The 26,535-nt window shown below is 65.1% G+C and carries 25 protein-coding genes; 6 read left to right on the forward strand and 19 right to left on the reverse strand.

Translation table 11 applies throughout. From position 1 onward, the window contains the following. Positions 1 to 148: 148 nt before the first annotated feature. Genes gnd through GWQ44_RS24105 form a run of 3 tightly spaced genes read left to right on the forward strand, consistent with a single transcriptional unit; the run spans position 149 to position 3,461 of the window. A complete protein-coding gene (gene gnd / locus GWQ44_RS24095) occupies positions 149 to 1,129 on the forward strand; it encodes a phosphogluconate dehydrogenase (NAD(+)-dependent, decarboxylating) (RefSeq protein WP_016963253.1) in 981 nt (326 codons plus the stop codon). Then, complete coding sequence (gene zwf, locus GWQ44_RS24100) at positions 1,126 to 2,643, forward strand: glucose-6-phosphate dehydrogenase (protein ID WP_275928410.1); 1,518 nt, start codon at positions 1,126 to 1,128, stop codon at positions 2,641 to 2,643. Before gnd ends, zwf begins: the two co-directional genes overlap by 4 nt. Continuing rightward, positions 2,640 to 3,461 carry a Cof-type HAD-IIB family hydrolase gene (locus GWQ44_RS24105; RefSeq protein ID WP_016963255.1) on the forward strand — a complete coding sequence of 274 codons (822 nt, stop codon included), beginning with the start codon at positions 2,640 to 2,642 and terminating at the stop codon, positions 3,459 to 3,461. Before zwf ends, GWQ44_RS24105 begins: the two co-directional genes overlap by 4 nt. Before the next feature lie 91 nt (positions 3,462 to 3,552). Here the strand turns inward: GWQ44_RS24105 and nhaB are convergent, their stop codons facing one another. The 15 genes from nhaB to paaF all read right to left on the reverse strand — a co-directional run bounded on the left by nhaB (position 3,553) and on the right by paaF (position 19,426). Further along, complete coding sequence (gene nhaB / locus GWQ44_RS24110; RefSeq protein WP_016963256.1) at positions 3,553 to 5,055, reverse strand: sodium/proton antiporter NhaB; 1,503 nt, start codon at positions 5,053 to 5,055, stop codon at positions 3,553 to 3,555. 205 nt (positions 5,056 to 5,260) lie between these two features. Then, complete coding sequence (gene paaZ, locus GWQ44_RS24115; RefSeq protein WP_275928411.1) at positions 5,261 to 7,315, reverse strand: phenylacetic acid degradation bifunctional protein PaaZ; 2,055 nt, start codon at positions 7,313 to 7,315, stop codon at positions 5,261 to 5,263. 63 nt (positions 7,316 to 7,378) lie between these two features. Next, positions 7,379 to 9,025 (reverse strand): cation acetate symporter, encoded by a 1,647-nt coding sequence (locus tag GWQ44_RS24120; protein ID WP_179601555.1) that lies wholly within the window; start codon positions 9,023 to 9,025, stop codon positions 7,379 to 7,381. Then, positions 9,022 to 9,330, reverse strand: a complete 309-nt coding sequence (locus tag GWQ44_RS24125; RefSeq protein ID WP_016963258.1) for a DUF485 domain-containing protein — start codon at positions 9,328 to 9,330, stop codon at positions 9,022 to 9,024. The genes GWQ44_RS24120 and GWQ44_RS24125 overlap by 4 nt, the downstream gene beginning before the upstream one ends. A 50-nt stretch (positions 9,331 to 9,380) precedes the next feature. Next, the gene (gene paaE, locus GWQ44_RS24130) at positions 9,381 to 10,457 is read right to left on the reverse strand and encodes a 1,2-phenylacetyl-CoA epoxidase subunit PaaE (protein WP_103740436.1); all 1,077 of its coding nucleotides are present in this window, start codon (positions 10,455 to 10,457) and stop codon (positions 9,381 to 9,383) included. A gap of 28 nt (positions 10,458 to 10,485) precedes the next feature. Next, positions 10,486 to 11,016, reverse strand: coding sequence for a 1,2-phenylacetyl-CoA epoxidase subunit PaaD (gene paaD / locus GWQ44_RS24135; RefSeq protein WP_047304533.1), 531 nt, complete (start codon positions 11,014 to 11,016; stop codon positions 10,486 to 10,488). Beyond that, positions 11,003 to 11,764 (reverse strand): 1,2-phenylacetyl-CoA epoxidase subunit PaaC, encoded by a 762-nt coding sequence (paaC, locus tag GWQ44_RS24140; RefSeq protein ID WP_275928412.1) that lies wholly within the window; start codon positions 11,762 to 11,764, stop codon positions 11,003 to 11,005. Before paaC ends, paaD begins: the two co-directional genes overlap by 14 nt. An 8-nt stretch (positions 11,765 to 11,772) precedes the next feature. Further along, a complete protein-coding gene (paaB, locus tag GWQ44_RS24145; RefSeq protein WP_047304531.1) occupies positions 11,773 to 12,054 on the reverse strand; it encodes a 1,2-phenylacetyl-CoA epoxidase subunit PaaB in 282 nt (93 codons plus the stop codon). A gap of 30 nt (positions 12,055 to 12,084) precedes the next feature. After that, a complete protein-coding gene (gene paaA / locus GWQ44_RS24150) occupies positions 12,085 to 13,074 on the reverse strand; it encodes a 1,2-phenylacetyl-CoA epoxidase subunit PaaA (RefSeq protein ID WP_016965132.1) in 990 nt (329 codons plus the stop codon). 177 nt (positions 13,075 to 13,251) lie between these two features. After that, positions 13,252 to 14,571 (reverse strand): phenylacetate--CoA ligase PaaK, encoded by a 1,320-nt coding sequence (gene paaK, locus GWQ44_RS24155; RefSeq protein WP_275928413.1) that lies wholly within the window; start codon positions 14,569 to 14,571, stop codon positions 13,252 to 13,254. An 80-nt stretch (positions 14,572 to 14,651) separates the two neighbouring features. After that, a complete protein-coding gene (gene pcaF, locus GWQ44_RS24160; protein ID WP_275928414.1) occupies positions 14,652 to 15,857 on the reverse strand; it encodes a 3-oxoadipyl-CoA thiolase in 1,206 nt (401 codons plus the stop codon). Then, on the reverse strand, positions 15,850 to 16,299 hold the full coding sequence (paaI, locus tag GWQ44_RS24165) for a hydroxyphenylacetyl-CoA thioesterase PaaI (RefSeq protein WP_275928415.1): 450 nt from the start codon (positions 16,297 to 16,299) through the stop codon (positions 15,850 to 15,852). Before paaI ends, pcaF begins: the two co-directional genes overlap by 8 nt. After that, a complete protein-coding gene (gene paaH / locus GWQ44_RS24170; protein WP_275928416.1) occupies positions 16,286 to 17,812 on the reverse strand; it encodes a 3-hydroxyacyl-CoA dehydrogenase PaaH in 1,527 nt (508 codons plus the stop codon). Before paaH ends, paaI begins: the two co-directional genes overlap by 14 nt. Positions 17,813 to 17,814: 2 nt before the next feature. Further along, positions 17,815 to 18,606 (reverse strand): 2-(1,2-epoxy-1,2-dihydrophenyl)acetyl-CoA isomerase PaaG, encoded by a 792-nt coding sequence (gene paaG / locus GWQ44_RS24175; RefSeq protein ID WP_047304527.1) that lies wholly within the window; start codon positions 18,604 to 18,606, stop codon positions 17,815 to 17,817. Between the two features lie 46 nt (positions 18,607 to 18,652). Beyond that, positions 18,653 to 19,426 carry a 2,3-dehydroadipyl-CoA hydratase PaaF gene (gene paaF / locus GWQ44_RS24180; protein WP_275928417.1) on the reverse strand — a complete coding sequence of 258 codons (774 nt, stop codon included), beginning with the start codon at positions 19,424 to 19,426 and terminating at the stop codon, positions 18,653 to 18,655. Positions 19,427 to 19,813: 387 nt separating this feature from the next. On the opposite strand from paaF, the gene paaY reads away from it, so the two are divergent. Together paaY and paaX are read left to right on the forward strand one after the other, a co-directional pair. Beyond that, complete coding sequence (gene paaY / locus GWQ44_RS24185) at positions 19,814 to 20,407, forward strand: phenylacetic acid degradation protein PaaY (protein WP_275928418.1); 594 nt, start codon at positions 19,814 to 19,816, stop codon at positions 20,405 to 20,407. 82 nt (positions 20,408 to 20,489) lie between these two features. Next, positions 20,490 to 21,413, forward strand: a complete 924-nt coding sequence (paaX, locus tag GWQ44_RS24190; protein ID WP_047304584.1) for a phenylacetic acid degradation operon negative regulatory protein PaaX — start codon at positions 20,490 to 20,492, stop codon at positions 21,411 to 21,413. Positions 21,414 to 21,667: 254 nt separating this feature from the next. Here the strand turns inward: paaX and GWQ44_RS24195 are convergent, their stop codons facing one another. Further along, positions 21,668 to 21,934: a hypothetical protein gene (locus GWQ44_RS24195; RefSeq protein ID WP_042941674.1), complete on the reverse strand. Its 267-nt coding sequence runs from the start codon at positions 21,932 to 21,934 to the stop codon at positions 21,668 to 21,670. A gap of 354 nt (positions 21,935 to 22,288) precedes the next feature. On the opposite strand from GWQ44_RS24195, the gene GWQ44_RS24200 reads away from it, so the two are divergent. Then, positions 22,289 to 23,614 carry a sigma-54 dependent transcriptional regulator gene (locus tag GWQ44_RS24200; protein ID WP_275928419.1) on the forward strand — a complete coding sequence of 442 codons (1,326 nt, stop codon included), beginning with the start codon at positions 22,289 to 22,291 and terminating at the stop codon, positions 23,612 to 23,614. A gap of 67 nt (positions 23,615 to 23,681) precedes the next feature. Here GWQ44_RS24200 and GWQ44_RS24205 read toward each other — a convergent pair whose 3' ends face one another. From GWQ44_RS24205 to GWQ44_RS24215, 3 genes are read right to left on the reverse strand one after another with little or no spacing between them, the layout of a single operon-like run. Continuing rightward, on the reverse strand, positions 23,682 to 24,983 hold the full coding sequence (locus GWQ44_RS24205; protein WP_275928420.1) for a hypothetical protein: 1,302 nt from the start codon (positions 24,981 to 24,983) through the stop codon (positions 23,682 to 23,684). 47 nt (positions 24,984 to 25,030) lie between these two features. Next, positions 25,031 to 25,771 (reverse strand): hypothetical protein, encoded by a 741-nt coding sequence (locus GWQ44_RS24210; protein ID WP_047304522.1) that lies wholly within the window; start codon positions 25,769 to 25,771, stop codon positions 25,031 to 25,033. A 51-nt stretch (positions 25,772 to 25,822) separates the two neighbouring features. Beyond that, on the reverse strand, positions 25,823 to 26,503 hold the full coding sequence (locus GWQ44_RS24215; protein ID WP_016964704.1) for a C39 family peptidase: 681 nt from the start codon (positions 26,501 to 26,503) through the stop codon (positions 25,823 to 25,825). Between the last annotated feature and the right edge of the window lie 32 nt (positions 26,504 to 26,535).

Here is a 26,535-nt window from a genome sequence, read left to right on the forward strand (position 1 = left end):
CCGTTGACCGCAAAAACTGCGCTGATGCCTGAAGATTGCGCTGTCTTGGAGCGTCTTGCCTTGTATAGTTGCGCCCCTTGAAGTAGGTACCGGCCCATTGGGCTATACATTTTTTGATCTGAATTTTTTGCAGTAGGAGCATCAGCACATGCAACTGGGGATTATTGGACTGGGCCGCATGGGCGGTAACATTGCACGGCGCCTGATGCTCAATGGGCACCAAACCGTAGTCTTTGACCGCAACACCGAGTTCGTCAGCACCCTGGCCGCCGAAGGCGCCCAGGGCGTCGCCGATCTGCCGGCCCTGGTGGCCGGCCTGGAAAAACCCCGCGCGGTCTGGGTCATGCTGCCCGCCGGCGCGCCCACCGAAGACACCATCGACACCCTGAGCCAGTTGCTGGAGCCGGGTGATGTGATCATCGACGGCGGCAACACCTACTATAAGGACGACATCCGTCGCGCCCGGGATCTGGCGCAAAAGGGCCTGAAATACATCGACGTCGGCACCTCCGGCGGTGTCTGGGGCCTGGAGCGCGGCTACTGCATGATGATCGGCGGCGATGCCGATGAAGTGCTGCGCCTGGATCCGCTGTTCGCGGCCCTGGCCCCGGGCCTGGGCTCGATTCCACGGACCAAGGACCGGGTCGCCGAGGACGACCGCGCCGAGCGCGGCTACATCCATGCCGGTCCTGCCGGTGCCGGACACTTCGTCAAGATGATCCACAACGGTATCGAGTACGGGATGATGCAGGCCTTCGCCGAGGGCTTCGACATTCTCAAGACCAAGTCGTCGGAGATCCTGCCGGAGGATCAGCGTTTCGACCTCAACGTTGCAGACATCGCCGAAGTCTGGCGTCGCGGCAGCGTGGTGTCGTCCTGGCTGCTGGACCTGACCGCCGATGCCCTGGCCGGTGATCCGAAGCTTGAGGGCTTTTCCGGTTCCGTGGCCGACAGCGGCGAAGGGCGCTGGACCATCGAGGCGGCCATGGAGCAGGCGGTGCCGGTGCCGGTGCTGTCCAACTCGCTGTTCTCCCGCTACCGCTCCCGCGGCCAGGGCACCTACGGCGACAAACTGCTCTCGGCCATGCGCTTCGGCTTTGGCGGCCATGTGGAGACTGGTAAGAAATGACCGCCACGCGAAAGAAGTCCAAGGCGTTGCCGGCGCCGCCGACCACGCTGTTCCTGTTCGGCGCCCGCGGTGATCTGGTCAAGCGTCTGTTGACCCCGGCGCTGTACAACCTGAGCCGCGACGGCTTGCTGGATGAGGGACTGCGGATTGTCGGCGTCGACCACAACGCGGTGAGCGACGCCGAGTTCGCCACCCTGCTGGAAGACTTCCTTCGCGATGAAGTGCTGAGCAAACAAGGCCAGGGGGCGTCCGTGGACGCCGCCGTCTGGGCCCGCCTGACCCGTGGCATCAGCTACGTGCAGGGCGATTTCCTCGACGACGCCACCTATGTCGAGCTGGCAGCGCGGATTGCCGCCAGCGGCACCGGCAACGCGGTGTTCTACCTGGCCACCGCGCCGCGCTTCTTCAGTGAAGTGGTGCGACGGCTGGGGGCGGCGGGGCTGCTGGAAGAGCGCGAGGACGGCTTTCGCCGGGTGGTGATCGAGAAGCCCTTCGGCTCCGACCTGCAGACCGCCGAAGCCCTCAACGCCTGTTTGCTCAAGGTCATGAGCGAGAAGCAGATCTATCGCATCGACCATTACCTGGGCAAGGAAACCGTGCAGAACATCCTGGTCAGCCGGTTCTCCAACAGCCTGTTCGAAGCGTTCTGGAACAATCATTACATCGACCACGTACAGATCACCGCGGCGGAAACCGTCGGGGTCGAAACCCGTGGCAGCTTTTATGAACACACCGGCGCCCTGCGGGACATGGTGCCCAATCACCTGTTCCAGCTGTTGGCGATGGTGGCGATGGAGCCCCCGGCGGCCTTTGGCGCCGATGCGGTGCGCGGCGAGAAGGCCAAGGTGGTGGGGGCGATCCGCCCCTGGTCCGTGGAAGAGGCCCGGGCCAACTCGGTGCGCGGTCAGTACAGCACCGCCATGGTGGACGGCAAGCCGGTGCCGGGCTATCGCGAGGAGGCCAATGTAGCGCCGGACAGCAACACCGAAACCTATGTCGCGCTGAAGGTGATGATCGACAACTGGCGCTGGGTCGGGGTGCCGTTCTACCTGCGTACCGGCAAGCGCATGAGCGTGCGCGACACCGAGATCGTCATCTGTTTCAAGCCAGCGCCCTATGCGCAATTCCGTGACACCGAGGTCGAACGCCTGTCGCCGACCTACCTGCTGATCCAGATCCAGCCCAACGAGGGCGTATGGTTCGACCTGCTGGCCAAGCGGCCCGGGCCGAGCCTGGACATGGCCAATATCGAACTGGGCTTTGCCTACCGCGACTTCTTCGAAATGCAGCCGTCCACCGGCTACGAAACCCTGATCTATGACTGCCTGATCGGCGACCAGACCCTGTTTCAGCGCGCCGACAACATCGAGAACGGCTGGCGCGCGGTGCAACCCTTTCTCGATGCCTGGAAGCAGGACGCCAGTGTCCAGCCTTATCCTGCCGGCACCGACGGCCCGGCAGCCGGCGACGCGCTGCTGGCGCGGGACGGGCGGGTCTGGCGGCCCCTGGGATGAGTGTGCCCAAGGCGTCGTCGATCCAGTTCCTGCTCAGCGACATGGACGGCACCCTGTTGCGTCCCGACCACAGCATCAGCCCCCGTACCCTCGACGCGGTTCGTGCCCTGCGCGAGGCCGGAGTGGCGTTCAGCCTGGCCACCGGTCGGCCGCCGCGGGCCATGCAGCAGCAGATCGAAGCCCTGGGCGTGGACCTGCCGACGGCGGGGTTCAACGGCGGCAGCATCGTTGGGCCCGATGGCCGTTTTCTGGTTCGCCACCCTGTTCCCGTGCAAGCGGCGGTGACCGCCTTGCTGCTGTTCGAAGCGTTGCCGCAGATCGAGACCTGGGTGTTTGCCGACAACGAGTGGCTGCTGCGCCACCTCGATGGCGCCTTGATGCCCCAGGAGCGCCAGGCGCTGGGGTATGCGCCGAAAGTGGTGGACAGTTTCGAGGAGTACCTGCCGCGCATCGACAAGATCGTTGCCGCCAGTGGCGACCATCGTTTGCTGGCGGAGCTGGAGGCGCGCCTGCACGCCAGCACCGCGGGACAGGCCCAGGCTTCCCGTTCGCAGCCCAGGTTCCTTGATGTCACCGCCCTTGAGGCGGACAAGGGCCAGGCCCTGAGTACCCTGGCCGAGTACCTGGGCGTGCCGCTGCAGCGCACGGCGGCGCTGGGGGATGGCGGGAATGATTCGGCGATGTTCCGCCGGGCCGGCTTGTCGATTGCCATGGGCCAGGCGCCGGAGCAGGTCAAGGGCGAGGCCGACGTGATCACCGGCAGCAACCAGGAAGACGGCGCGGCCGAGGCCATCGAGCGCTACATCCTCATGCGCTGAGGGCCATGGCCGGCGTTGCGCCGGGCCACGGCCCCCAGCTTGCTGATTCGAGTAGGCGGCCACCTCCCGTCCCGGGGGTGGCCGGCGCTGCCTACAGCCAGTAGCTCACCGCGTACCAGCCCAGCAGGCCCATGACCAGGGTGTAGGGCAGGGCCATCCACACCATGCGGCCGTAGGACAGGCGCACCAGCGGCGCAATCGCCGACGTCAGCAGGAACAGGAACGCCGCCTGGCCGTTGGGCGTGGCCACGCTGGGCAGGTTGGTCCCGGTGTTGATGGCGATCGCCAGGGTCTCGAAGTGTTCGCGGCTCATCTGTCCGGCGACGAAGGCCCGTTTCACCTCGGTGATGTAGATGGTGGCGACGAACACGTTGTCACTGATGGCCGACAGCAGGCCGTTGGCGATGAACAGCATGCCCGGTTGCTGCTCCGCCGGCAGCGCCAGCACCCACTGGATCAGCGGCACGAACAGCTGCTGCTGATGAATCACCGCCACCACGGCAAAGAACACCACCAGCAGGGCGGTAAAGGGCATGGCGTCCTTGAAGGCGTTGCCCAGCCGGTGCTCATCGGTAATTCCGGTGAAGGCGGTGATCAGCACGATCACCAGCAGCCCGATCAGGCCGACTTCGGCCACATGCAGGGCCAGGCCGACAATCAGGATCAAGGCCGCGAGCCCCTGCACCAGCAGCGCCGCGCGCTGGCGCGAGGTGCGCTGGGCATCGTCCTCGGCGGCGTAGTTGGCCAGCACCCGGCGCACGTTGTCCGGCAGCAGGGTGCCGTAGCCGAACCAGCGCAGTTTCTCCAGCAGCACGCAGGTCACCAGGCCGGCGGCCAGTACCGGCATCGACACCGGCGCCACCTGGCTGAAGAACTCGGCGAAGTGCCAGCCCATTTCATGGCCGATCAACAGGTTCTGCGGTTCACCCACCAGGGTGCAGACGCCGCCCAGGGCCGTGCCCACGGCGCCGTGCATCAGCAGGCTGCGCAAAAAGGCCCGGAACTGCTGCAGGTCGTCGTGATGCAGGGTCGGCAGATGCTGGTCATCGGCAAAGGCGCTGTCCTGGCGCGGGTCGTTGCCGGAAGCCACCCGGTGATACACCGAGTAGAAGCCCACGGCGGCGCTGATGATCACCGCGGTGACGGTCAGGGCGTCGAGAAAGGCCGAGAGAAAAGCCGACAGAAAGCAGAACAGCAAGCCCAGCAGCGCCTTGGAACGCACCCCCAGCAGCAGCCGGGAGAACAGGAACAGCAGCAACTCCTTCATGAAATAGATGCCGGCCACCATGAACATCAGCAGCAGGATCACCGGAAAGTTGTGCACCAGTTCGTCATACAGGGCCTGGGGCGTGGCCATGCCCAGCAGCAGCGCCTCCACCAGCAACAGGCCCCCGGGCATCAGCGGGTAGCATTTGAGGGCCATGGCCAGGGTGAAGATGAACTCGATCACCAGGCACCAGCCGGCCGCCGCCGGGCTGACCCAGAAGTACAGCAGGGGATTGAGCAGCAGGAAGGCGAGGATGCTGGCCTTGTACCAACGTGGGGACTGGCCGAGAAAATTGTGCGCAAACGCCTGGGCCATTGAGCCGGACATGGGCTGCTCCTTGTGTTGAGAAGCGCGCAACTTGCCGCATGGCGAATTGAGAATCAAGAATTGATGAAATCTTTTGCCACAATCTGCCCGACCCAAGCCTCCGCAAAGGCGCCGGCACCTCTCGTAGGAGCCAGCTCGCTGGCGAAGGCGTTCCCAAGTCCGACTGCGTCGCGGGTGCCATTCGCCGGCAAGCCGGCGCCTGCGGTCAGTGTGTGCGCTTGGCGACCAGGGTCAGGATGTCGTAGCTGGCCACCAGTTCACCCAGCTGGTTGGTCACTTCCACGTCCCAGGCCACCACCCCTTGCGGCGTGCCCTGGGGGCTCTGTTTGCCCTGGTCGATCTTGCGCTTGCAGGTCAGGCGCGCCTGCAGGGTGTCGCCAATGCCCACCGGGCTGATGAAGCGCAGGGTGTCCAGGCCGTAGTTGGCCAGGACCGGCCCCGGGCCCGGGGAGACGAACAGGCCGGCCGCCGCCGAGAGCACGAAGTAGCCGTGGGCAATGCGCTTGCCGAACTGCGATTCCTTGGCGGCGATCTCGTCGAAGTGCATATAGAAGTGGTCCCCCGACAGGCAGCCGAAGTTCACCAGGTCGGCCTCGGTCACAGTGCGCCGGTGGGTCAGCAGGGATTCGCCGATGCGCAGGTCCTGGAAGTGCCGGCGGAACGGGTGAACCTCGGTTTCAATGACCTTGGCGCCACGCACGTGTTCACCGGTCACTGCCGCCAGCATGCTGGGCGAACCCTGCACCGCGGCCCGCTGCAGGTAGTGCTTGACCGCCCGCAGGCCACCCAGCTCTTCACCGCCACCGGCGCGACCCGGGCCGCCGTGCTTGAGTTGCGGCAGGGGCGAGCCGTGGCCGGTGGATTCGCCGGCGCACTCGCGGTCCAGGACCAGCAGGCGGCCGTGCCAGCTGGCCGCCCGGGGAATGACCTGGGCGGCGATGCCCGGGTCCTTGGTCACCAGGCTGGCCACCAGGCTGCCCTTGCCACGGGCGGCCAGCTCCAGGGCCTGATCCAGATCGTCGTAGGCCATCAGGCTGCTGACCGGACCAAAGGCCTCGATATCGTGGGCGCCGCCCTGGGCCAGGGGATCGCGGCACAGCAGCAGGGTCGGGGCGAAGAACGCGCCCTGGCTGACGTTGTCACCCCGGGGCTCGAAGCCGTCCCGGGCGCCGAACAGCAGGTCGCTGCTGTGCAGCAGGCTGTCCAGGCGCTCGGTCACATCGCGCTGTTGCGCGTGGGAGGCCAGGGCGCCCATGCGCACGCCTTCCACCGACGGATCGCCGACCACCACCTTCGCCAGGCGCTCGCGCAAGCTTGTGGCCACCGCGTCCAGCTGTCTGGCCGGAACGATGGCGCGGCGGATGGCGGTGCATTTCTGTCCGGCCTTGACCGTCATTTCCCGCACCACTTCCTTGATGAACAGCTCGAATTCCGGGTCGTCCGGGGTCACGTCCGGGGCCAGGATCGCGCAGTTCAGCGAGTCGGCCTCGGCGTTGAAGGGCACCGAGTGGCGGATCAGGTTGGGGTTGGCCCGCAGCGTGGCGGCGGTGGCCGCCGAGCCGGTGAAGGTCACCAGGTCCTGGCCTTGCAGGCGATCCAGCAGGTCGCCGGTGCCGCCGATCACCAGTTGCAGGCTGCCTTCGGGCAACAGGCCGGACTCATGCATCAGGCGTACCGCGGCCTCGGTCAGGTAGCTGGTGGCGCTGGCCGGCTTGACGATGCAGGGCATGCCGGCGAGAAAGCACGGGGCGAACTTTTCCAGCATCCCCCAGATGGGAAAGTTGAAGGCGTTGATGTGCACCGCCACGCCGCCCCGGGGCACCAGGATATGGGTGCCGGCAAAGCTGCCGAGCTTGCTCAGGGACTGCGCCGGGCCTTCGTGCAGCAGGTTGCCCGAGGGCAGCTCGCGGGCGCCGAGCCCGGCATAGCTGAACAGGGTGCTGTTGCCGCCCTCGATGTCGATCCAGCTGTCGGCCCGGGTCGCGCCGCTGTGGTGGGACAGGGCGTACAGCTGTTCCTTGCGTTCGCCAAGGTACAGCGCCAGGGCCTTGAGGCGCCGGGCGCGCTCCTGGAAATCCAGGGCCAGCAGGGCCCGTGCGCCGTTCACGCGCCCATGTTGCAGGGCTTCGGCAAAGTCCAGGGGCTCTTCATGGGTGCGCGCTACTTCATGGCCGTCGATGGCGCTGCGCAAGGCCTGGGCCGGGTGCTGGCCGATCCAGCGGCCGCCGATAAAGCTTTGCAGGGTAGAAGACTGTGGCATGGGAGAAAGGCTCCGAAGGGTCAATTGAGGGCCGGCGCACCGTACCGGGCGCCGGAAGGCGACTCAGTGATGGCTGGCGCCGCCAGCGCCGATGCCGGTCATGGAACGGATGAACTGCGCCAGGTAGCGGCCGCGCTCAAGGGCGGCCCGGGGCGAGCGGTCGCTGACGGACAAGGCCCAGGCGGTGAAGAACGCCAGGCTCATGGAGAACAGCGCCGGGTTGGCGTAGGGAAACAGCGCCTGCGGGTGGTGCAGCACATTGACCCAGACCGCCGGGCTGAGGATCAGCAGGACAATCGCCGAAATCAGCCCGGCCAGGCTGCCGCCTACCGCGCCCCGGGTGGTCAGGCCTTTCCAGAACATGGAAAGAAACAGCACCGGGAAATTCACCGACGCGGCAATCGCCAGTACCAGCCCCGAGAGAAAGGCGATGTTCTGCGATTCGAACAACAGCCCCAAGAGCACCGCCAGGACGCCGATGCACAGGGTGGCGATCTTCGAGACGCGCATTTCCTGCTGGGTGCTGGCCTGACCTTGGCGCATCACGCAGGCATACAGGTCGTGGGACACCGCCGAGGCACCGGACAGCGCCAGCCCGGCGACCACCGCGAGGATGGTGGCGAAGGCCACGGCCGAGATGAACCCCAGGAACAGGTTGCCGCCCACCGCCTGGGCCAGGTGCACCGCGATCATGTTGGCGCCGCCGATGATGGCGCCGCTGGCGTCGCGATACTCAGGCTCGCTGCCGACCATGACGATCGCGCCGAAGCCGACAATGATCAGCAGCAGATAGAAGTAGCCGATGAACCCGGTGGCGTAGAGCACGCTCTTGCGCGCTTCCCGGGCGTCGCTGACGGTAAAGAAGCGCATGAGGATATGCGGCAGCCCGGCGGTGCCGAACATCATCCCCAGGCCCAGGGAAATGGCGTCGATGGGGTTTGACAGCAGCCCGCCGGGGGCCATGATCGCGCTGCCTTTGGCGTGTACCTGGCTGGCTCGGGCGAACAGCGCCTCGGTGCTGAAACCGAAGTGCTTGAGCACCATGAAGGCCATGAAGCTGGTGCCCGAGAGCAGCATCACCGCCTTGATGATCTGCACCCAGGTGGTGGCCAGCATGCCGCCGAAGGTCACGTAGCAGACCATCAGCAGGCCCACCAGCATCACCGCGTGGAGGTAGCTGAGTCCGAACAGCAGTTCGATCAGCTTGCCGGCGCCGACCATCTGCGCCACCAGGTACATCAAGGCCACGGTCAGGGTGCCGAAGGCCGAGGTCAGGCGCACCGGGGTCTGGGCCAGGCGATAGGACACCACGTCGGCGAAGGTGTAGGTGCCCAGGTTGCGCAGGCGCTCGGCGATCAGAAACAGGATGATCGGCCAGCCGGCCAGAACCCCCAGGGCATACAGCAGGCCGTCGTAGCCATTGAGAAACATCATCGCCGAGATGCCGAGGAAGGACGCGGCGGAGATCATGTCGCCGGCAATCGCCAGGCCGTTCTGCAGGCCGCTCATGCCGCCGCCGGCGGTGTAGAAGTCCTTGGCCGAGCGGGTGCGCAGGGCGGCCCAGCGGGTGATCCCCAGGGTCAGCAGGACGAACGCCAGGAACATGCCGATGGCGTTCCAGTTCAGCGGGCGGGCGCTGTCGTCGGCCGCCAGGGCCAGGTCCCAGGCCAGCAGGCCGGGCAGCAGGAAGGCTCCTGCGAGGCGCTTCATGACCGGCACTCGCGCTTGAGTTTGTCGTTCAGCGGGTCCAGCAGCCGGTTGCTCCGATAGACATAGAAACCGGTCAGGGCAAAGGCCAGGACGATCATCGCCACCCCCACCGGCATGCCAACGCTGGTGGCCCCGCCGGACAGCGAGCGGCCCAGCAGACCGGGATGGAACGCCACCAGCAACACGAAGCCGTAGTAGGCCAGCAGCATGACCAGGGTCAGGGACCAGTAGAGTCGCTGCTTGCGCCGGACCAGCTGGATAAAGTCCGGGTGGCGGGTGATGCGGTCTATTTCTTGCGGGCTCATGAGCACTTCTCTCTTGTTGTTGTTTTGGGGCACGCGTGCGGCGGGTCTGCTCAGGGCTGGTCGAAGTCCAGGACCACCTTGTCGCTGAGGGGGAAGGACTGGCAGGACAGCACATAGCCGGCCGCCACTTCGTAGTCTTCCAGGGCGTGGTTGCTGTCCATTTCCACCTCGCCCTCGATGACCTTGCACTTGCAGGTGGAGCAGACCCCGGCCTTGCACGAATACGGCAGCTCGGCGCCCTGGGCGTTGCCGGCATCCAGCAGGCTCAGGCTGTTGCGTGGCAGATCGAAGGCCAGGGCCCGGCCATCGCTGATCACGGTGATCTGGCTGACCTGCGGGTCCTGGGCGCGGGCGGCTTCCCGGGCCTGGCGCTTCTGGCTGTCACCGGCGGCGTGGAACAGTTCGAAGTGGATGCGCTCGGCGCCCATGCCGGCGGCCTTGAGGCTGTCGCGCACGGTTTCGGTCATGGCCTGGGGGCCGCAGATGAAGGCCGCGTCCAGTTTCTGGACGTCGAGCCAGCGGGAAAACAGTTGCTGGCATTTGTCCTGGGTGATGCGGCCGTTATAGAGGTCGATGTCCTGCTGCTCGCGGCTGAACACGAACACCAGGTTCAGGCGCTGCAGATAACGGTTCTTCAGGTCTTCCAGCTGTTCGCGAAACAGCGCCGAGGCGCTGGAGCGGTTGCCGTAGAGCAGGGTGAAACGGCTCAAAGGCTCGCCTTCCAGGGTGCTCTTGATGATCGACAGGATCGGCGTGATGCCGCTGCCCGCGGCCACCGCCAGGTAGTGGCCGCGCCGGCTCGGCTCCAGCTCGACATGGAAGCGGCCGGCCGGAGGCATGACTTCCAGCGACTGCCCGGGCTTGAGCTGTTCGTTGGCAAACGCGGAAAAACGCCCGCCGACGACGCGCTTCACCGCGATGCGCAGTTCGCCGTCATTGACGCCGCTGCAGATCGAATAGGAGCGCCGTACTTCCTCGCCCTCAAGCTCGGCGCGCAGCACCAGATGCTGGCCCTGGGTGAAGTGGAACTGCGCTTGCAGGTGCTGGGGAATGTCGAAGGCGATGGACACCGCGTCGCGGGTTTCGCTGCGAACGTCCTTGATGGTCAAGCGGTGGAACTGGCTCATGCTGATTCTCCTCTGAGGCGCGGGCGGCTCAGATGCACTTGAAATAGTCGAAGGGTTCCAGGCAGTCACGGCAGCGGTACAGGGCCTTGCAGGCGGTGGAGCCGAATTCGCTGAGGCGTTCGCTGTGGGCGCTGCCGCATTGCGGGCAGAGCACCTGGGGCGCGTCCCCCAGCAGGCTGCGCTTGCTGCTGCCCGAGGGCGGCGCGATGCCGTAGGCCCGCAGGCGCTGGCGACCGCGCTCGGTGATCCAGTCGGTGGTCCAGGCCGGGGTCAGTTGGCGCACCAGGCGCGGGGCCTTGAAGCCGGCCTGTTCCAGGGCCTGGCGAATGTCGTTTTCGATCACCTCGGTGGCCGGGCAGCCGGAGTAGGTGGGGGTGAGCGCCACCTGCAGATGGCCGGCCTGCCAGTCCAGGTCGCGGACGATGCCCAGGTCGAGCACGCTGACCACCGGCACCTCCGGGTCCATGACCTGATCCAGGGTGCTCCAGGCCAGGTCCAGGTCGCCCTGTTGCAGGCCCCTTGCGCCCTGGTCGCTGCCGATCAGTTCACCAGACCGCATCGGGGTAGGCCCTCGGCAGGAATTGCATCTCGGCCAGCAGCGGGCCCAGGTGTTCGGTGTGCAGGCCCCGGCGTGCATCCAGATAGAAATGGCTCGGCGCCTCGGGCACGGGCAGGGTGGCCCGGGCGAAGAGGCTCTCGACCTTGGCCCGCCAGGCCTCGGCGACCTGGGCCGGATCGGCCCACAGGCCGGCCCGGTGCAGCGCGACTTCAGTGGCGTGGATATCGACCAGCTCGCCGGTGAAGCGCCACAGCCGCGGGAGCGCCTGCAGCATGCGCTGGTGGCTTTCCTCGGTGCCGTCTCCCAGGCGCTCGACCCATTCGCTGGAGCGCCGCAGGTGATAGGTGACTTCCTTGACGGCCTTGGCGGCGATCCCGGCCATCCGCGCGTCCGCCGACTGGCTCAGGCCCTTGAGGGTTTCCAGGTGCCAGGCGTCATAGAAGAACTGCTTGAGCAGGGTCACCGCGAAATCGCCATTGGGCTGCTCCACCAGCAGCAGGTTGCGGTAGGCCCGCTCGTCCCGGCGAAACGCCAGGTGATCGGCGTCGCGCCCATCGGCCAGCAGTTCGGCGGCGTAGTCCAGCCAGTTGCGGGCCTGGCCCACCAGATCGAGGCCGACGTTCATCAGCGCCAGCTCTTCTTCCAGGGCCGGGGCCCGGCCGCACCACTCGCACAGGCGCTGGCCCTGGATCAGGGCGCTGTCGCCCAGGCGCAGCAGGGAGTTGATCAGATCGTTTGCAGGGTTCATGGCCAGCCTCACATGTGTCCGACTTCGGGGGGCAGCTGGTAGAAGCTGGCGTGGCGATAGACCTTGTCGTCGGCGGGATCGAACAGCGGGTCCTTGTCGTCCGGGGAGGAGGCGACGATCTGCGCCGAGGGTACGACCCACAGGCTCACGCCTTCGCTGCGCCGGGTATAGAGATCCCGGGCGTTGGTCATGGCCATGGCGTCGTCGGCGGCGTGCACGCTGCCGACATGCTTGTGATTGAGGCCGTGCTTGCTGCGCACGAAGACTTCGTAAAGGGTCCATTCAGACATGGCATTGACTCCGGATCAGGCTGGGCGCGCTCAGGCGGCGTTCTTGTTGCTTTGCTTTTGTGCGTGGGCCACGGCGGCGGCCCGCACCCAGGCGCCGTCGTCGATGGCCCGGCGGCGGGTTTCCAGGCGCTCCTGGTTGCATGGGCCGTTGCCCTTGAGCACCTCGTAGAATTCCTGCCACTGGATCTCGCCGAAGTCGTAGTGGCCGCGCTCGGCGTTCCACTTCAGGTCCGGGTCGGGGCAGGTGCAGCCCAATAGCTCCAGCTGCGGGATGGTCTGGTCGATGAAGCGCTGGCGCAGTTCGTCGTTGCTCTGGCGCTTGATCTTCCAGGCCATGGACTGGGCGCTGTTGGGGGAGTGTTCGTCGCTGGGGCCGAACATCATCAGCGCCGGCCACCACAGGCGGTTGATGGCGTCCTGGACCATGTCCTTCTGCGCCTGGTTGCCCTCGCGCATCATGGTCAGGAGGATTTCGTAGCCCTGGCGCTGGTGGAAGCTCTCTTCCTTGCAGATGCGCACCATGGCCCGGGCGTAGGGGCCGTAGGAGGTGCGCTGCAGCACCACCTGGTTGACGATGGCGGCGCCGTCCACCAGCCAGCCCACCGCGCCCATGTCGGCCCAGTTCAGGGTCGGGTAGTTGAAGATGCTCGAATACTTGGCGCGGCCACTGTGGAGCTTGGCGATTTCCTCGTCGCGGTCGGCGCCCAGGGTTTCCATGGCGCTGTACAGGTACAGGCCGTGGCCGGCCTCGTCCTGGATCTTGGCCATCAGTTGCAGCTTGCGCTTGAGGGTCGGGGCACGGGTGACCCAGTTGCCTTCGGGCAGCATGCCGACGATTTCCGAGTGGGCGTGCTGGGAGATCTGCCGGATCAGCGTCTGGCGGTAGGCGTCGGGCATCCAGTTCTTGGCCTCGATCTTGATTTCGCCATCGATTTTTTCCTGGAAGGTGCGCTCCTGCTCGGACATTTCTGCCAGCGGCGTGATGCGCTTGACCCCCGTGTCTACCAGCTGTGCGTACATGCAGTGTCTCCCGGGTTGAGGTGTGGGTGAGGCTGTGATGTTTATATGTGATACACAAATAAATATCAAACACAAAATAACGTGTCATATTTTGTTTGTGTGTCGCTTTGCCGGCCAGCCGGGCTTTCAGGCGAAAAAAAGCCCCGTGATCACGGGGCTGTTGGCAATAAATGAACGCTACTTGCGCTTGTCGATCACTCGGCAGGCCTTGCCTTCGGAACGTTTCAGGCTGAAAGGCGGCTGCAAAACGATACGCGAGCTGATGCCGATATGGTTCTTTATGTGGCGACTCAGCTCGCTGCAGATGGCCCGCTGCTGCTGGTCCCCCAGGTGCTGGTGCTCGCCCTTGAGCTCGACGTGGATGTCGACGCTGTCGAGGTTGCCGTGGCGGTACAGGTGGATCTCGTAGCAGGGCGCCAGGTGCTCGGCCTTGAGCACCAGCTCCTCGACCTGGGTGGGGAACACGTTGACCCCGCGAATGATCAGCATGTCGTCGCTGCGGCCGGTGATCTTGTCGATGCGCCGCATGGGGCGTGCCGTTCCCGGTAGCAGGCGGGTCAGGTCGCGGGTGCGGTAGCGGATCATCGGCAGCGCCTCCTTGGTCAGGGAGGTGAGCACCAGTTCGCCCATTTCCCCATCGGGCAGGACCTGGCCGGTCAGCGGATCGATGATCTCGGGATAGAAGTGGTCTTCCCACAGGGTCGGCCCGTCGCGGGTTTCGGCGCATTCCATGGCCACCCCGGGACCAATGATTTCCGACAGGCCATAGATGTCCAGGGCGCTGATGCCCAGGCGCCGCTCGATGGCGCCGCGCAGCTCATCGGTCCAGGGCTCGGCGCCGAAGATCCCCAGGCGCAGTGCCAGTTGCTGCGGATCCACGCCCTGGCGTTCGATCTCGTCGGCGATGTTGAGCATGTAGGAGGGCGTGACCATGATGATGTCCGGCTGGAAATCCTTGATCAGTTGCACCTGCTTTTCGGTCTGGCCGCCGGACATGGGGATCACCGTGCAGCCCAGGCGCTCGGCGCCGTAATGCGCTCCCAGGCCGCCGGTGAACAGGCCGTAGCCGTAGGAGATGTGCACCTTGTCCCCCGGTTGGCCGCCGGCGGCGCGGATCGAGCGCGCCACCACCTGGGCCCAGGTGTCGATGTCGTTGCGGGTGTAGCCGACCACCGTGGGTTTGCCAGTGGTGCCGCTGGAGGCGTGCAGGCGCACCACCTCCTGCATCGGCACCGCGAACATGCCGTAGGGATAGTGGTCCCGCAGGTCGGACTTGGTGGTGAAGGGCAGCTGGGCCAGGTCCTCCAGGTGGCGGATGTCCTGGGGGTGCACGCCCAGGGCGTCGAAGCGCTGGCGATACAGGGGCACCCGCTCGTAGGCGTGGTTCAGGCTCCAGCGCAGGCGCTCCAGCTGATGCTGGCGCAACTGGTCGATGCTGGCGGTTTCCATGGGGTCCAGCTGTATTTCGGGCACGCTTCGGGCAATCGGCATGTTCATGGTTTCACTCGAATTGTTGTTGTCGTGCAACCCGCCGGTCAGCGGGCTCTGAGTGCATGCAGGGGGAATTCCTGAAGTAGTTACAGCCTCTCGATGATCAGGGCAATGCCTTGGCCGACCCCGATGCACATGGTGCACAGGGCATAGCGCCCCTGACGCTGCTCCAGTTCGTGCAGGGCGGTGGTCACCAGGCGCGCGCCGCTCATGCCCAGGGGATGCCCCAGGGCAATGGCGCCGCCGTTGGGGTTGACCCGCGGGTCGTCGTCCGCCAGCCCCAGTTCGCGCAGCACCGCCAGGGCCTGGGCGGCAAAAGCCTCGTTGAGCTCGATGACGTCCAGGTCCGCCAGGCTGAGCTGGGCCAGCTCCAGTACCTTGCGACTGGCCGGCACCGGGCCGATACCCATGATCCTGGGCTCGACCCCGGCGGTGGCCATGGCCACCACCCGGCCCCGGGCCCGCAGGTCATGGCGCTGGGCCAGGGCCGGGCTGGCCAGCAGCAGGGCGCAGGCGCCGTCGTTGAGTCCCGAGGCGTTGCCAGCGGTGACGCTGCCCTCAGGGCGGAAGGGCGTCGGCAGTTTCTGCAGCTGTTCCAGGGTGGTTGCGGCCCGCGGGTGCTCATCCACGGTGACCTCCAGTGGCGGCCCTTTGCGCTGGGCAATGCTTACCGGAACGATTTCCCGGGCCAGGCGGCCGCTGGCCTGGGCCGCGCTGGCCCGCAATTGACTGCGCAGGGCGAAGGCGTCCTGGTCGGCGCGGGAAATGCCGAACTGTTCGGCGACGTTCTCGGCGGTTTCCGCCATTGAGTCAATGCCGTATTGCTGTTGCATCAAGGGGTTGACGAAGCGCCAGCCCAGGGTGGTGTCGTACAGCTCGGCCTGGCGCGAGAAGGCGCTTTCGGCCTTGGCCAGCACCAGCGGCGCCCGGGACATGGATTCCACGCCGCCGGCCAGGACCAGCCCGGCCTCGCCGCTGCGAATCGCTCGGGCGGCGCTGCCGACGGCGTCCAGCCCGGAGCCGCACAGGCGGTTGAGGGTGACCGCCGATACCCCGGTGGGCAGCCCGGCCAGCAGCGCCGACATGCGCGCCACGTTGCGGTTGTCTTCGCCGGCCTGGTTGGCGCAGCCGTAGATCAGGTCGTCGACCTCGCTCCAGTCGATCTGCGGGTGGCGGCGCAGCAGTTCGCGCAAGGGGATCGCCCCCAGGTCGTCGGCGCGCACGCTGCTCAGTGCTCCGGCGTAGCGGCCGATGGGGGTTCGGACGGCGTCGATGATCAGTGCGTCATTCATGGTCTGTCTCCTGTGTCAGCACTGGGCCGCGCACTTTGTAGGATTTGCCTTGAAACAGGGCAATCAGCTGTCCCTGCTGGTTTTCGATGCGAACCGCATAGTGCCCTGTGCGTCCACTGCGGTTCTGTTCATGGCAGTCGGCTGTCAGGGTGTCTCCCAACTGCGCCGGTGCGATGTAGTCGATGCTGCAGCCCATGGCCACCGTGGCTTGGTCGTAGCTGTTGCAGGCCATGGCGAAGGCCGAGTCGGCGAGGGCGAAGAGCATGCCGCCGTGGCAGGTGCCGTGGCCCTGGAGCATGTCCTGGGTGACGGTCATGCCCAGGCGCGCCGCGCCGGGGGCCACCGAGAGCAGGCGCATGCCCATGGCGTTGCTGGCCCGGTCGCGTTCGAAAAGACGCTGGGCGCAGCGTCGAGCCAGTTCCATGGCTTCATGCGCAGTCATGAAAGCCCCTCCCTTGAGCCGCATGGCGGCGTAACAGCAGGGACGGCCGGTAGCGTTCCTCGCCATAGGCGCCCTGGAGGTGTTCCAGCACCTTGAGCAGCGGTTCCAGGCCCAGCCGGTCGGCCCAGGCCAGGGGCCCCAGGGGGTAGTTGACGCCGCTGCGCATGGCCAGATCGATGTCCGCGGCCGAGGCCACGCCCTGCAGCACGGCATCGGCGGCCTCGTTGGCGAGCATGGCCACGGTGCGCAATACCGCCAGGGCCGGGGTATCGCTGAGCCGACTGACCTGCAGTCCAGCCCGCTGCAGCAGGGCAACCGCCTGATCCAGGGCCTGGGGGGCGATCGCGCTGGAGCAACTGATGGCCAGGCGGCTGGCTTGGCGATAGTCCAGCGCCAGGTCCAACAGCACCAGGTTGTTGCCCAGGCCTTCGTCTCGGGCCCGTTGGCCGGCCAGGCGCCCGTCGCTCGGCATCAGGATCGCCTCGCCGACCCGCAGCATGCTGCGGCCGTCGCGGCGGATCACCTGGACGCCATGCGCTTCCAGGCGCTGGACCAGGGGCGCGGCCCAGCCCAGGTCGCCCTCCAGCACGCAGTGTTCGACGGCGCTGTCGCTGCTCAGTCGGGCGGCGGCCGGGCGCGGCGCGTCTTCAGCGTAGGCGTAGAAGCCGCGGCCGGTCTTGCGTCCCAGGTAGCCGGCGTCCACCAGTTCCTTCTGGATCAGCGACGGCTGGAAGCGTGGATCACCGTAGTAGGCCGAGTGCACCGAGCAGGTCACCGCGTAGTTGATGTCCTGGCCGATCAGGTCGGTGAGTTCGAAGGCGCCCATGGCGAAGCCGCCGGCCTCGCGCAGCAGCGCATCCAGCGTGGCGCAGTCTCCGGCGCCTTCCTGCAGCAGGCGCAGGCTCTCGCCGTAGAAGGGGCGGGCCACGCGGTTGACGATAAAACCCGGGGTCGAGCGGGTATGCACCGGATGCTTGCCCCAGCGGCTCATGGTCCGGTACAGGCACTGGGCCAGGGCCGGATCGCTGGCCAGGCCGTGCACCACTTCCACCAGGGCCATGACCGGCGCGGGGTTGAAGAAGTGCAGGCCCAGCAGGCGCTGTGGATGGCGCAGGCCGGCGGCCATCGCGGTGATCGACAAGGAAGAGGTGTTGCTGGCAAGGATGCAATCGGCGCGACACAGGGCTTCCAGTTCGGCGAACAGTTGCTGCTTGGCCGGCAACTGTTCGGCGATGGCTTCGATGATCAGGTCGCTGTCTGCCAGTTGCTCCAGGTTTTGCGCCGGCTGCAGGCGTTGGCGAATGGCCTCCAGGGCGCTCTGTTCAAGCTTGCCCTTGAGGACTCGCTGGCCGAGCCGCTGGTCGATCGCGGCAATGGCCTGGGCCGCGGCTCCCGGCCGGTTGTCCAGCAGCAGCACCGGATGCCCGGCCTGGGCCGCGACCTGGGCGATACCGGCACCCATGGCCCCGGCACCGATCACGGCAATGCGTGCGTTTTGGCTGAGTGGGTCCATGTTCAGCACCCCTTGAAGACGGGGCTGCGTTTTTCCATGAAGGCGCTGACGCCCTCGCGGTAGTCCGCGCTGCGGCCTGCCAGGCGCTGCAGGTCGCGCTCCAGATCCAGCTGCTGGTCGAAGCTGTTGTTCAGGCTGGCATTCAGGCTGCGCTTGATCAGGGCCAGGCCATAGGTGGGCTGGCTGGCCAGGTGGCGGGCCAGGCGCAGGGCTTCGTCCCGCAGCGCGGCGTCGTCCACGCATTGATGGATCAGCCCCCATTGTTCGGCCTGTTCGGCGCTCAGGCGATTGCCCAGCAGGGCCAGGGACTTGGCCCGGGCCATGCCCACCAGCCGGGGCAGCAGCCAGGTGCCGCCGGAATCGGGAATCAGCCCCAGCTTGCAGAACGCCTGGATAAAGCTCGCGGAGCGCGCCGCCAGCACCAGGTCGCAAGCCAGGGGCAGGTTGGCGCCGGCGCCAGCGGCCACGCCGTTGACCGCGCAGATCACCGGCAGCGGCAGGTCGCGCAGCTCGCGCACCAGCGGGTTGTAGAACTGTTCGATGGATTGCCCCAGGTCCGGCGCGGTCTCGCCGGGGGCGACGTTGCGCTCGCCCAGGTCCTGCCCGGCGCAGAAGCCGCGGCCTTCACCGGTCAGCAGCAGCACTCGCACTTCAGGGTTGTTGCGCACTTGCTTGAGCGCGCTGCGCACCTCGCCATGCATCTGCGGGGTGAAGCTGTTGAGCTGTTCGGGGCGGTTGAGACTGAGGAGGGCGACGCCCTGGTCAATGGAGAACAGGATGGTGGCGAAGTTCATGGTCGGGACACTCTGTGCAAGGCAAAGGGGACGGTGCGGGTTGTTCTCAGTGGCCCGAGAACTGCGCCGGGCGTTTTTCCTGAAAGGCGGCGATGCCTTCCTCGCGGTCGCGGGTGCCGGCGAGCACGGTAAAGGCGTGGCGTTCGAAACGCAGGCCGCTGGCCAGGTCGGTGTCCATGGCCTTGAGCAGCGCCTCCTTGGCCAGGCGCAGCGCCAGCGGCGCCTTGCTGGCGATCAGCTGGGCCAGTTGCAGGGCGCGTTCGACCACCAGCTCCGGCGGGGTGACTTCGCTCACCAGGCCGGCGCGCAGGGCGTGCCGGGCATCTATGGCTTCGCCGGTGAGCACCATCTGCATGGCCAGGGACTTGCCGACGGTGCGCGGCAGGCGCTGGGTGCCACCCGCGCCGGGGATGATCCCGAGGTTGATTTCCGGTTGGCCGAAGCGCGCGTCCTCGCCGGCAATGATGATGTCGGCGTGCATGGCCAGTTCACAGCCGCCGCCGAGGGCGAAGCCGTTGACCGCGGCAATCAGCGGTTTGCGGAAACCGCGGATCTGTTCCCAACTCGACTGGCGCGGATCGTTGAGGATGCCGATCAGGTCGCGTTCGGCCATTTCCTTGAGGTCGGCACCGGCGGCAAACGCCTTGCGGTTGCCGGTCAGGACCACGACCTGGGTCTGCGGGTCTGCCTCGGCCTCTGCCAGGCTCTGCGCCAGCTCCGCCAGCAGGGCGGTGGTCAGGGCGTTGAGGGCTTGCGGACGTTGCAGGGTGATCAGGCGAATGCCGCCGCTCAGGGTTTGGACTGCAAGGTGTTGAGGCATGGTGAACCTCTTCGGGAGGTTGCGGCCGGTTGCCGGCTCGATTATTGGATCGGCTGGGGAGCCGGTTTTCGCCGAGTATATCGTCAATGCGATACATAAAAACAATAGTGATTGAGATTAATGTGTCTCATTGTTTGCCGAGGATGGGGGTGTGACTGGGCAGAGGGGCTGGCTTGCTCAGGCGATGAATGAGGGGGCATGGCTGTTCTTGGTGTGTGGCGTGCTGGTCAGCCACGCCTTCTTGTGTGCTGAGAATGATCTGATACAGAATGCCGGCACTGTTGGTTTGTAATGGGCTTGAGTCGCGTCGCGCTGTTGCGCTGGTGCATTCGCCGGCAAGCCGGCTCCGACAACGATGGTCTTTGAGTGTTAGGGCAGGGAGAGAGCATGACGTGTTACAGCCTCGATGGATTGACTCCAGTGGTCGATCCCAGTGCGTATGTCCATCCTTCGGCGGTGCTGATCGGTGATGTGATCGTCGGTCCGCGCTGCTACGTCGGGCCCCTGGCCAGCCTGCGCGGGGATTTCGGGCGGATCATCCTCGAAGAGGGCGCCAACCTGCAGGACACCTGCGTCATGCATGGTTTTCCTGACAGCGATACGGTGGTCGAGCGCAACGGCCATATCGGCCATGGCGCGGTGTTGCATGGTTGCCGGATCGGCGCCGATGCGCTGGTGGGCATGAACGCGGTGGTGATGGACAACGCGGTGATCGCGGCGCGCTCTTTCGTTTCGGCGGCGGCGTTCGTCAAGGCCGGCTTCGCGTGCGAGCCGCAGTCGCTGGTGATGGGCGCGCCGGCCCGGGTCACGCGGACCTTGAGTGATCAGGAAGTGGCCTGGAAACAGGCCGGCACCCGCGAATACCAGCACCTGACCCGACGCTGCCTGGAGCAGATGCAGGTCTGTGAGCCGCTGCCGCAGGTGGAGGCCGACCGGCCACGGTTTGCCGGCAGCCAGGTGCGGCCCAAGCACGGCCAATGAGGCAAAGCGCGACCATCAACAGTTCGGGCCGCTGCTGGCCCTGGAAACCCGCTATATTTCTTCCTTTTTTTCCGGTACGTCCATGTCGTCCCTCGCGCCACTGAACCATCTGATCAAACGCTTTCAGGAACAGACCCCGATCCGCGCCAGCTCGCTGATCATCACCTTGTATGGCGATGCCATCGAGCCCCACGGCGGCACGGTCTGGCTGGGCAGCCTGATTCAACTGCTGGAACCCATGGGGATCAATGAGCGGCTGATCCGCACCTCGATCTTCCGTTTGAGCAAGGAGGGCTGGCTGAGCGCTGAAAAGGTCGGGCGTCGCAGCTATTACAGCCTGACCCTCAGCGGTCGCCGGCGTTTCGACAAGGCCTTCAAGCGGGTGTACAGCGCCGCCGTGCCGGCCTGGGATGGCTCCTGGTGCCTGGTGATGCTCTCGCAGTTGCAGCCGGAGTTGCGCAAGCAGGTGCGGGAGGAGTTGGAGTGGCAAGGCTTCGCCGCGATGTCGCCGCTGTTGCTGGCCTGTCCGCGCAGCGATCGCGCCGACGTCAATGCCACCTTGCTGGAACTGGGCGCCCAGGAAGACACCATTGTCTTTAGCACCACGGCCGAGGATGTCCTGGGTTCCAGGGCCTTGCGCCTGCAAGTGCGCGAGAGCTGGAACATCGATGAACTGGCGGCCCATTACAGCGAGTTCATCCAGCTGTTCCGCCCGCTCTGGCAGGCCCTGCGCGAGCAGGAGCACCTGCAGCCGGCCGACTGTTTCCTGGCCCGCCTGCTGCTGATCCACGAGTACCGCAAACTGTTGCTGCGTGATCCGCAGTTGCCGGACGAGCTGCTTCCCGGGGACTGGGAGGGACGGGCGGCCCGCCAGCTGTGCCGCAACATCTACCGCCTGATCCAGGCCAGGGCCGAGCAATGGCTGGCCAGCGCCCTGGAGAACGCCGACGGTCCGCTTCCCGATGTCGGCGAGAGTTACTACCGGCGTTTTGGCGGCTTGCTCTAGCCGCAACAGGCGCTGACCGGTTCCGCCAGTCTCAGTAATTCGTCGATGGGGCGGGGCTGGCGGTCACGGGGCAAATGCGCGCAAAGTGCGCTGGCTAGTTGCCAGAAACATGTTTCGCGATGCGCGGTTCATAACAGCAGAAACAATCAGGGGCAGGGCGTGGAAGTTGTCGCGGGAGTGGGAATAGATAGGGTGCTTAGTTGTTTGTCTTGAATAACGGATCACCCCTTGGGGTGATCCGTTAATCGCATCGCTTACTTGGGCATGGCCCAGGACTGCAAGATATAACCTTCCTGGCTCAGTTCAGCCCGGGCTTGCTTGAGCAGGTCTTCGAGCTGGGCCGGATCGGAGTAGGCGCTGGTGGGAATACGGGTCTGGCCGATACGAGTGCTGGTACGGTCGATGACGGTCAGGCTCAGTTCGCCGTTCCCGTCCTGTGGGGCCCAGGCCACGCATTGAAATGGCTTGAATGCGCGGTCGGCGATCAAAAGTGCTTCGTTTCTACGGAGCGGGGCGTTCATGGGGTCTTCTCTCTGTGTGCCCAATCAGATGATGTGCCGTCGGTTGGGCTTACCGTTCGGCTGGTTATGTGTACTGATGCACTGAGGTGGGGATCGGGTCACACCGGAAAACAAGTTTTTACAACTTTCGTGCTGCGCGGTTGTGTGCCGGCCATTAGTTGCGGCGCTTTTTAAAAACTACTGCGACAATCAGTCGCTCGCAGAGCCCGTTCGCCGGCGCCTTAGTTCTTTTGGTAATCGACGCTATAAGCAATTGATACATTCGGGCGTCAAGTTCTTGCTAATGTTACAGCCAGGTTGGCCAAACCACTGTTTCTAATAACTTTTTCGAACTTTTGGCGTCAAGGAATACTCATGCTCGAAGCTCCTGTGCAGCGTCGCTTGCTGGTGGTCGATCCTTGTGACGACTGTCATCGCCTGTTACCCGGATTGCGCACCATAGGTTGGGATGTCGACAGCTGTGACCTGGAAGCGGCCCGCGAGCGTTCCTGCGATGTCGGCCTGCTGCGCCTGCAGCCCTTTCATCTGGAGCGTCCGGAGGCGGTCAAGGAGTTGATCAGCCACAGCGGCACCGAGTGGATCGCGGTGTTGAGTCCTGAAGTGCTGCGCCTGCAGAAGGTCGGCGACTTCGTCTGCGAATGGTTTTTCGATTTCCATACGCTGCCGTTCGACGTGTCCCGGGTTCAGGTCACCCTGGGCCGGGCCTTTGGCATGGCTCGCCTGCGCGGCCAGGGTTCGATTCATGTGGATCAACCCGAGCACGAGTTGCTTGGCGACAGCCGGCCGATCCGTGACTTGCGCAAGTTGCTGAGCAAATTGGCGCCCACCGAGTCGCCGGTGCTGATCCGCGGTGAGAGCGGCACCGGCAAGGAGCTGGTGGCGCGCACCCTGCATCGCCAGTCCCAGCGTCATGACAAGCCCTTTGTGGCGATCAACTGCGGGGCGATTCCCGAGCACCTGATCCAGTCCGAGCTCTTCGGCCATGAAAAGGGCGCCTTTACCGGGGCCCATCAGCGCAAGGTCGGGCGCATCGAGGCGGCCCATGGCGGCACCTTGTTTCTCGATGAGATCGGCGACTTGCCGTTGGAGCTGCAAGCCAATCTGTTGCGTTTTCTGCAGGAAAAACACATCGAGCGGGTTGGCGGCAGCCAGCCGATTCCAGTGGATGTGCGAGTCCTGGCGGCGACCCACGTCGATCTGGAGGCGGCCATCGCCGTTGGCCGCTTCCGTGAAGACCTGTACTACCGGCTGAATGTGTTGCAGGTGATCACCGCGCCACTGCGCGAGCGTCACGGCGACCTGGGCATGCTCGCCAGTCACTTTGCCCATTTCTACAGTCAGGAAACCGGCCGCCGGCCCCGCAGCTTCAGCGAGGATGCCCTGGTGGCCATGGGCAAGCACGATTGGCCGGGCAATGTCCGTGAACTGGCCAACCGGGTGCGCCGGGGCCTGGTGCTGGCCGAGGGGCGGCAGATTCAGGCCAGTGATCTGGGGCTGCAGAGCCTCCAGGCCCACGATCTGCCCATGGGCACCCTGGAGGACTACAAGCATCGCGCCGAACGCGAGGCCCTGTGCGATGTGCTTAACCGGCACAGCGACAACCTCAGCGTTGCGGCCCGGGTGCTGGGCATCTCGCGCCCGACCTTCTACCGGTTGCTGCACAAGCATCAGATCCGCTAGGGCGGGGAGAAACGCCAAGGCCCGCGGCGATTGGGGAATCGCCGCGGGCCTTGTTGTTTTGGGTGGATCAGAAGTAGTACGGGAATTTCAGGCTGAAGGTGAAGTCCGGTGCGTCCTGGGTCATGCCCAGGGACAGGTTGGGCACGATGGTCAGGTGCTCGGTGGCAGCAATGGTCATGCCGACGTTGAAGTAGGCAGCGTTGGCGTCGCTGGATTCCACCGATTGCCAGTCCTGGCCGGTGTACTTGATCTTGCTCTTCTTTTGGATCTGATCCGATACCGAGAACGCCATGCTCATTTTTTCGTTGAGGGCGAAGGCTACACCGGCGCCAATCTGGAAGCTGTCGCCCAATTGCACCTTGCCGGGGATCTTCTGCCCGGCATTGGAGCTGATGTCGCCGAACGATTCTTCCAGGTTGTGGGTGTAGGACAGGCTGCCGAACAGCACCGCCGGGTCGAATGTCTTGACCAGCGAGATCCCGGGAGTCACCGACCACACACCATTACCGGTCGGCAGGCTTTCAGGCACCACCAGGTTGTTGTTGCCCGGGTCCGGATTGATGAACTTGATACCGAATGGGTCCTTGCCGGTGGGCGCCTTGACCCGCAGGCTGACCACGGCGTCAGGCAGGGAGTCGGACTCGTCGAGGAACTTGTAGGCCACCCCGACGTTGACGTCACCCAGCGTCGGATCGCGAGTGACGGTGCTTTCCGAGATGGATTGGCTGCTGCCGCCGTTGGCGCCACCGGACTGGTAAGTCGACTCGCGATAGACCACCGGCGCGTTTATATCGAACTGCCAGCGGTTGTCCAGGTTGTAGCGGGCGGTCAAGTCCAGGGTCCAGGTGTCGGACTTGATCCGGTCCAGGTTGACGGTGCCCAGCAGGATCGAGTCCAGGGCCAGAAAGCCATTGAGGGTCAGTTGGCGGGTGTCGTAGCGGGCATAGCTGATGCCCGTTTCAACGCTGAACTTGCCTCCGCCAAAGAAGCCGCTGGCCTCGTCGTAGAGGTTGGTCACGCTTTGCGCCGGCGTCGAGTCATCCTTGAGCGACTGGCCATAGCTGGCACCACCCGCAGCGCCCCCAGACGCTGCTGCGGCCCCTCTGCCGGCAACCTGCTGATTGCCCTTGAGGTCGGCGGGTGATTTTGCCAGGCGCCTGGGTGGCGGCGCCGCGGGCTGGTCCTCGACTTGGCGTACCCGTTGTTCCAGCACTGCCAGCGCCTTCTGCTGCACTTCGTAACGTTGCTTCAGCTCCAGAAGTTCTTGTTTCAGGGTCTCTACGTCCGCATCGGGCGCCGCTTGCAAGGCCGCCGCCGGAAATAGAGTGCTCAAACATACAACCGCGCGCAGTGAAACCGATCGATACATGAAATAAACCGTCCCTTGTGAACCCCAATGGTCGAAAGTAGCGTAGTTCAGAATTTCATATTGCGTAGTCCATTTAGGGTGGTCAGGTTGCAGTCCAGCGCGCCTTTGCTGGGGCCGTTGTTTTGCAGGACCACGTTGAGCTGGGTCAGGTTGTTGACCAGGTTGCTGTTGCCCAGCAGCCGGGTGTTCTGCAGGACGTTGCCCTGGCCCACCTGCTGCAAGGTGCCACCCTGGTTGGCACTGGCCAGAATGGCCATCTGGATCCCGCCATTGATCGCCGACACCGAGACACTGCCAGCGGCATTGCTGCCGGAGATGGTCTGGCCACTGAGTAGGGCCTGGCCGGGGTTGCTGCTCAGGCCGGGCGCCTGGTTGGCTTCGCTGACATTGATACTGACGTTGTTGTAGGCGCTGTTGCCGTCGCCGGCGGCGCGCACCACCTGGGTCACGCCCTGGCCGGTGCCCAGGCCGGCGCCACCGATCACGTTGCCGGAGCCTTGAGAGGGGGTACTGCCGTTGCCGGTCTGGCTGATGGTGGTGACGTAGAATTGCGGGGTGACGGTGGATTGCTGGATCTGCAGGGTACTGGTGGCGCCAATCAGGTCGCCGCTGGCATTGCGCCAGGTACTGCTCATGACGATGCCGAAACTGATGATCCGTCCCGGCATCACATAGCGGCCACGCAGTTGTGAGAGTTCCTGGTCCTGAACTTCGATGGGTTTGAAACCAGCATGGGCTGGAAGCGCTGCTGCCAGACAGGCCGCTGCCAGCCAGTATGTAGTCTTCATCTGCTGCTCCCGGAGCGTCCTGCCCCCCTTTTTTATCGTTGCGCGCTCCTCCTAGAAGAAGTCGCTCTGGATGAAACCGAAATCCATCAGTTCCGCATCTTTGACTGGATAGAAGGTGTCGAGCTTGTTTTTCGCGGTCAGCGGGGCGGGCGGGTCGAGCAGGGCATTGGCCTTGTCATAGCCCGGGCCGATGATGGCAAAGACGATGCCGTTCCAGCCCTTGACGAAGTCTTCATGGGTGTAGCGTTTGTGACCCAGCACCGGATCACCGATATAGACCCAGTCTTTCTGGGCCCGCTGCATCACCACGAAGTGCTTGTAGCCGCGAATTTCCATCAGTACGACCACCGGGATGGTCACCGCCTCGAGCTTTTCCGGAGGAATCCGGTAGCCCCTGGCGCGCATGCCGATGCTTTCCGCGTAGCGTTTCATGTCAAGCATCGAGAAGCCCTGAGTCTGGACCAGCTTCTGGTCCGAATTCATCAGCATGCCCTTGATCACTTGTTCTTCGTTGACGTCCAGCCAGTAGGCCTGACGCAGGATGGTTGCCAGTGCCGCAGCACCGCAACTGAAGTCGGTCTTCTGTTCGACGATGTCGCTGAATTTGCGCTCACGCACACTCTGCACTTGCTTGAAGATCAGGCCGCCGCCCGCGAGCCCGGCCACGGCCATCTGCGCGGAGTAAGCGGGGCCGCATAGGCTCAACAGTAGAATGATGATCGCAGTACGCATGATCGTTACGCCTGGTGAGACTGTGGAAAAGC

Origin of the sequence: Pseudomonas sp. 3MA1, assembly GCF_029237275.1 — a bacterium.
Taxonomy (GTDB): domain Bacteria; phylum Pseudomonadota; class Gammaproteobacteria; order Pseudomonadales; family Pseudomonadaceae; genus Aquipseudomonas; species Aquipseudomonas fluorescens_AP.

Bases quoted from the DNA above. Each gene is read 5' to 3' on its own strand.
- paaH (WP_275928416.1), bottom strand. From the start codon at position 17,812: ATGGACCCACTCAGCCAAAACGCACGCATTGCCGTGATCGGTGCCGGG.
- pcaF (WP_275928414.1), bottom strand. From the start codon at position 15,857: ATGAATGACGCACTGATCATCGACGCCGTCCGAACCCCCATCGGCCGC.
- GWQ44_RS24215 (WP_016964704.1), bottom strand. From the start codon at position 26,503: ATGCGTACTGCGATCATCATTCTACTGTTGAGCCTATGCGGCCCCGCT.
- GWQ44_RS24125 (WP_016963258.1), bottom strand. From the start codon at position 9,330: ATGAGCCCGCAAGAAATAGACCGCATCACCCGCCACCCGGACTTTATC.
- paaX (WP_047304584.1), top strand. From the start codon at position 20,490: ATGTCGTCCCTCGCGCCACTGAACCATCTGATCAAACGCTTTCAGGAA.
- GWQ44_RS24200 (WP_275928419.1), top strand. From the start codon at position 22,289: ATGCTCGAAGCTCCTGTGCAGCGTCGCTTGCTGGTGGTCGATCCTTGT.
- nhaB (WP_016963256.1), bottom strand. From the start codon at position 5,055: ATGTCCGGCTCAATGGCCCAGGCGTTTGCGCACAATTTTCTCGGCCAG.
- GWQ44_RS24105 (WP_016963255.1), top strand. From the start codon at position 2,640: ATGAGTGTGCCCAAGGCGTCGTCGATCCAGTTCCTGCTCAGCGACATG.
- paaA (WP_016965132.1), bottom strand. From the start codon at position 13,074: ATGTACGCACAGCTGGTAGACACGGGGGTCAAGCGCATCACGCCGCTG.
- GWQ44_RS24210 (WP_047304522.1), bottom strand. From the start codon at position 25,771: ATGAAGACTACATACTGGCTGGCAGCGGCCTGTCTGGCAGCAGCGCTT.
- paaK (WP_275928413.1), bottom strand. From the start codon at position 14,571: ATGAACATGCCGATTGCCCGAAGCGTGCCCGAAATACAGCTGGACCCC.
- paaE (WP_103740436.1), bottom strand. From the start codon at position 10,457: ATGAGCCAGTTCCACCGCTTGACCATCAAGGACGTTCGCAGCGAAACC.
- gnd (WP_016963253.1), top strand. From the start codon at position 149: ATGCAACTGGGGATTATTGGACTGGGCCGCATGGGCGGTAACATTGCA.
- paaD (WP_047304533.1), bottom strand. From the start codon at position 11,016: ATGCGGTCTGGTGAACTGATCGGCAGCGACCAGGGCGCAAGGGGCCTG.
- paaI (WP_275928415.1), bottom strand. From the start codon at position 16,299: ATGACTGCGCATGAAGCCATGGAACTGGCTCGACGCTGCGCCCAGCGT.
- GWQ44_RS24120 (WP_179601555.1), bottom strand. From the start codon at position 9,025: ATGAAGCGCCTCGCAGGAGCCTTCCTGCTGCCCGGCCTGCTGGCCTGG.
- GWQ44_RS24205 (WP_275928420.1), bottom strand. From the start codon at position 24,983: ATGTATCGATCGGTTTCACTGCGCGCGGTTGTATGTTTGAGCACTCTA.
- paaZ (WP_275928411.1), bottom strand. From the start codon at position 7,315: ATGCCACAGTCTTCTACCCTGCAAAGCTTTATCGGCGGCCGCTGGATC.
- zwf (WP_275928410.1), top strand. From the start codon at position 1,126: ATGACCGCCACGCGAAAGAAGTCCAAGGCGTTGCCGGCGCCGCCGACC.
- paaF (WP_275928417.1), bottom strand. From the start codon at position 19,426: ATGCCTCAACACCTTGCAGTCCAAACCCTGAGCGGCGGCATTCGCCTG.
- paaB (WP_047304531.1), bottom strand. From the start codon at position 12,054: ATGTCTGAATGGACCCTTTACGAAGTCTTCGTGCGCAGCAAGCACGGC.
- paaY (WP_275928418.1), top strand. From the start codon at position 19,814: ATGACGTGTTACAGCCTCGATGGATTGACTCCAGTGGTCGATCCCAGT.
- paaC (WP_275928412.1), bottom strand. From the start codon at position 11,764: ATGAACCCTGCAAACGATCTGATCAACTCCCTGCTGCGCCTGGGCGAC.
- GWQ44_RS24195 (WP_042941674.1), bottom strand. From the start codon at position 21,934: ATGAACGCCCCGCTCCGTAGAAACGAAGCACTTTTGATCGCCGACCGC.
- paaG (WP_047304527.1), bottom strand. From the start codon at position 18,606: ATGAACTTCGCCACCATCCTGTTCTCCATTGACCAGGGCGTCGCCCTC.